Below are 3,187 nucleotides of genomic sequence, written 5' to 3'. Positions count from 1 at the left end.
ATCAATTAGATTTAAAATGACAGCAACAACATTAGTTTTTTGAGTACGTAAACGGCTTGCAGCTCTGTTTAAACTGAAATTATGCTCCTTAGCTAAAGCTTGTAGGATTTCTCGAGATTCTTTTTTTATCAATGGATTGTTATTCAAAGCCCTTGATACTGTTGACGTTGAAACACCGGCAAGCTGTGCTAGTCCTGCCAAAGTTAATTTATTGTCATTAGCCAATTGTGTTTACTTCCTAGGTTGATGATGCTTTAAAGTTTATCAGCATATTAATGCAAATGTTCAAAAATCATTGCATAACTAGCAAGTATTTCAATTGAAACCACATAAAAATGCAAACGTTTGCAAGAATAACTTGCAAACGTTTGCATTCGTGCCTATATTGATTCTGGGTAAGGAAATGTAGGAAAGTGTAATCAACAACATAATTAATTGATAAGGCTACTGCTATTATCATATTAGGGGACATAAACATGACTAAGAATTTCAAACTATCTTCTATCACCATTGCAATCGCATTGCTTTGCCAAGCAAATAATGTTTTAGCTGCTGAACAAGTCGCTAGCAAAGCAAAAAGTGATAAAAGTGATAAAATTGAAAAAATTATCGTTACTGGTACTTTTAGTGGTAAAGCTGTTGCTAAAGAAGAAGCTAGCTTTGCTGTTAGCTCATTTTCTGAAGATGATATTAAAAAATTAGCACCAAAAAGTACTGCTGATTTATTTAAAGCAATACCTGGAGTTTGGGCTGAAAGCTCAGGTGGCGTTTCAGGTGCCAACGTTTTCGTACGTGGCTTCCCCGGAGGTGGAGATGCACCTTTCTTAACTGTTCAACTGCAAGGCGCACCGATATTTCCACCACCAACCCTTTCTTTCCTAGAAAATTCAACCCTGTTTCGATTAGATGAAACAGTAGAATTTATGGAAGCACTCCGTGGTGGCACAAACCCAGTGATAAGTAATGGACAACCAGGGCTTACTACTAACTTTCTATTAAAAGAAGGTTCTGAGGATACCGAAGGTCTAATAAAATACTCTACTTCTGACTACGGTTTACAACGTGTCGACGCGGTCGTTAGCGGCAGTCTTGCAGATGATCTGTACTTCATGATGGGTGGCTATATTAAAAGTTCACCCGGTGTTCGCGATGCCGGTTTTAATGCTGAAGAAGGCAATCAATTTACCATCAACATTACGAAAGAATTAGATAACGGTAAAATTAACCTCTATACCCGTCAAACTGATGATCATGGCACCTGGTATTTGCCAACACCTCTAAATGTTGAAGGTGTCGATAATCAATTTACCCAAATTGGTACATTAAATCGTCAAGCAAGTATTCAGTATGGTCCTGACGGCAATAAAACCACTGAAACTGTTGATTTTGGTCAGGGACGTGGCTGGAATGGCTCTGTATCTGGCGGTAGTATTAACCTAACATTAGATAATGGTTGGGGACTCGTTGATCGTTTCATTTATACAAGTGGAGATGCTGATACCTATGGTTTAGTACCAAACGGAGCACCGGTTAAACTATCAACGGTTGCTGATAATGGAAGCACTGCATTCGGTAGTGCTACTGGTACTGAATACTCTGGTGATACTGATGTACAACAAATTGGCCGTTGGGTAGTTAAAAAGCAAATTGAAGCATTTACCAATGATTTCGCCCTAACCAAAACATTTGATATGGGTAGCGTAACCGCTGGTTTGTATAATTCTACTTTTTCAGCGAAAGATTGGTGGGCGTTAGGTAATCAGTCTTATCATGTCATTGCACCCGGCGGCGAGAATCTTACTGGTATTGATTGTAATGATAATATCGATAGCTGTGGCTGGAATTACGATATAAATAGTATTGGCGATGGACGTACCACTGCGCTCTACCTTGCTGCCTCTTATGAAGTGTCAGATGCAATAACTATTGATGGTGGGCTTCGTCGTGAAAACCACGAAATTGAATACACGGTTGATGAAGGCTTAGATGGTGTAATTACCAAAGCAGTATCTTACGATGAATCAAGCACTGCATGGACAGTGGGTGCCAACTGGATGTTTGCGAAAAAGCAGGGTGTTTTCATACGTGCTAGTGAAGGTAGTAAAATGCCTTTCTTTGATGACTTTAGAGATAACTTTGGTTCGTACCAAGCTGGTGAAGATTTAATTAAAGATGTTAGCCAGTTTGAATTAGGTTATAAGTTTTCATCAGATAACTATGAGCTATATGCAACGGGTTTTTTCAATGAAGTTAAAGGCGATACATTCGTTGCAACTCCGGGTGACCCAGCAGAAGTATTTACCAATGAAGCTTATGGGGTAGAAATCGATTTTAATTACTACAACGACAATGGCTTTTCAATAAACTTAAATGCTACCTTGCAAAAAACCGAAGTCACAGAGCATAGCGATTCTTCTATTATTGGCAATGAATCACCAAGGCTACCAAACTACCAAATACGCATAACACCAAGTTATGATATCGAATTTGATAATGGCATGTATGCAACCTTATATGGCACGATTAGCGCAGTAGATGATCGTTTTAGTGATTCAGCGAATACTTCTACGGCGATATTAGAGGGTTACGAGAAAATTGACCTTGGTATGATTATAAACCTTTCTGACGAAGTACAAATGCAATTATCAGTAAGTAATTTAACTGATGAAGAGGGTTTAACAGAAGGTGACCCGCGTGATACCTTATCGTCAAATGGTCGATACATCTTAGCTAGAACAATTGATTTTAGTGTAAGCTATCAGTTCTAATATGTATTAGTTTGAGCCGTCCTAGTATGGGTTGACACAATTTAATTTAAAACGCCTGATGTACTTCATTGGGCGTTTTGTATTTTAAGGCTGTGTGTGGCCTTCTTTGATTATAAAAATAACCAAGGACTAATATGCCTAAAACTGATCCCAAGCTCTTCTCACACACTATTAGCGGTAACACCGTCCTCAGAAGCTTTGAGTAATGCCATACGTTTAAACTCAGCAGGGTACCTTTGATAACTTTTGGCTTTTACCATGAAACACCTCCGGTTGTATCTCTACACCAATTATAGTGTGTCCACGAAAACGGGGTAAGACAACATGGCACTTTAAAGTCATGCCAAAGCAATTGCGTGAACGACCGCTTTGGTGGCCGAAGCGGACTATTTATCGTGGTGAATTCAAGGCGAATTAGG

At 39.0% G+C, this 3,187-nt stretch carries 2 protein-coding genes; one reads left to right on the top strand and one right to left on the bottom strand.

All coding sequences use genetic code 11. The features are described 5' to 3' along the window. The coding region (locus HRT50_RS18380; protein ID WP_291617207.1) for a LacI family DNA-binding transcriptional regulator at window positions 1-225 on the bottom strand (225 nt) is incomplete at its 3' end. Between the two features lie 251 nt (window positions 226-476). On the opposite strand from HRT50_RS18380, the gene HRT50_RS18375 reads away from it, so the two are divergent. After that, on the top strand, window positions 477-2,768 hold the full coding sequence (locus HRT50_RS18375; RefSeq protein ID WP_291617205.1) for a TonB-dependent receptor: 2,292 nt from the start codon (window positions 477-479) through the stop codon (window positions 2,766-2,768). Window positions 2,769-3,187: the final 419 nt, after the last annotated feature.

Origin of the sequence: Colwellia sp., assembly GCF_013215345.1 — a bacterium.
In the GTDB taxonomy this organism is placed as follows: domain Bacteria; phylum Pseudomonadota; class Gammaproteobacteria; order Enterobacterales; family Alteromonadaceae; genus Colwellia.
Note: the sequence above shows the minus strand (reverse complement) of the source record. Positions and strands in the feature narration are given on the sequence as shown.

What these genes read in the sequence shown, in the direction of transcription:
- HRT50_RS18375 (WP_291617205.1), top strand. Translation starts at nt 477, where the DNA reads ATGACTAAGAATTTCAAACTATCTTCTATCACCATTGCAATCGCATTG.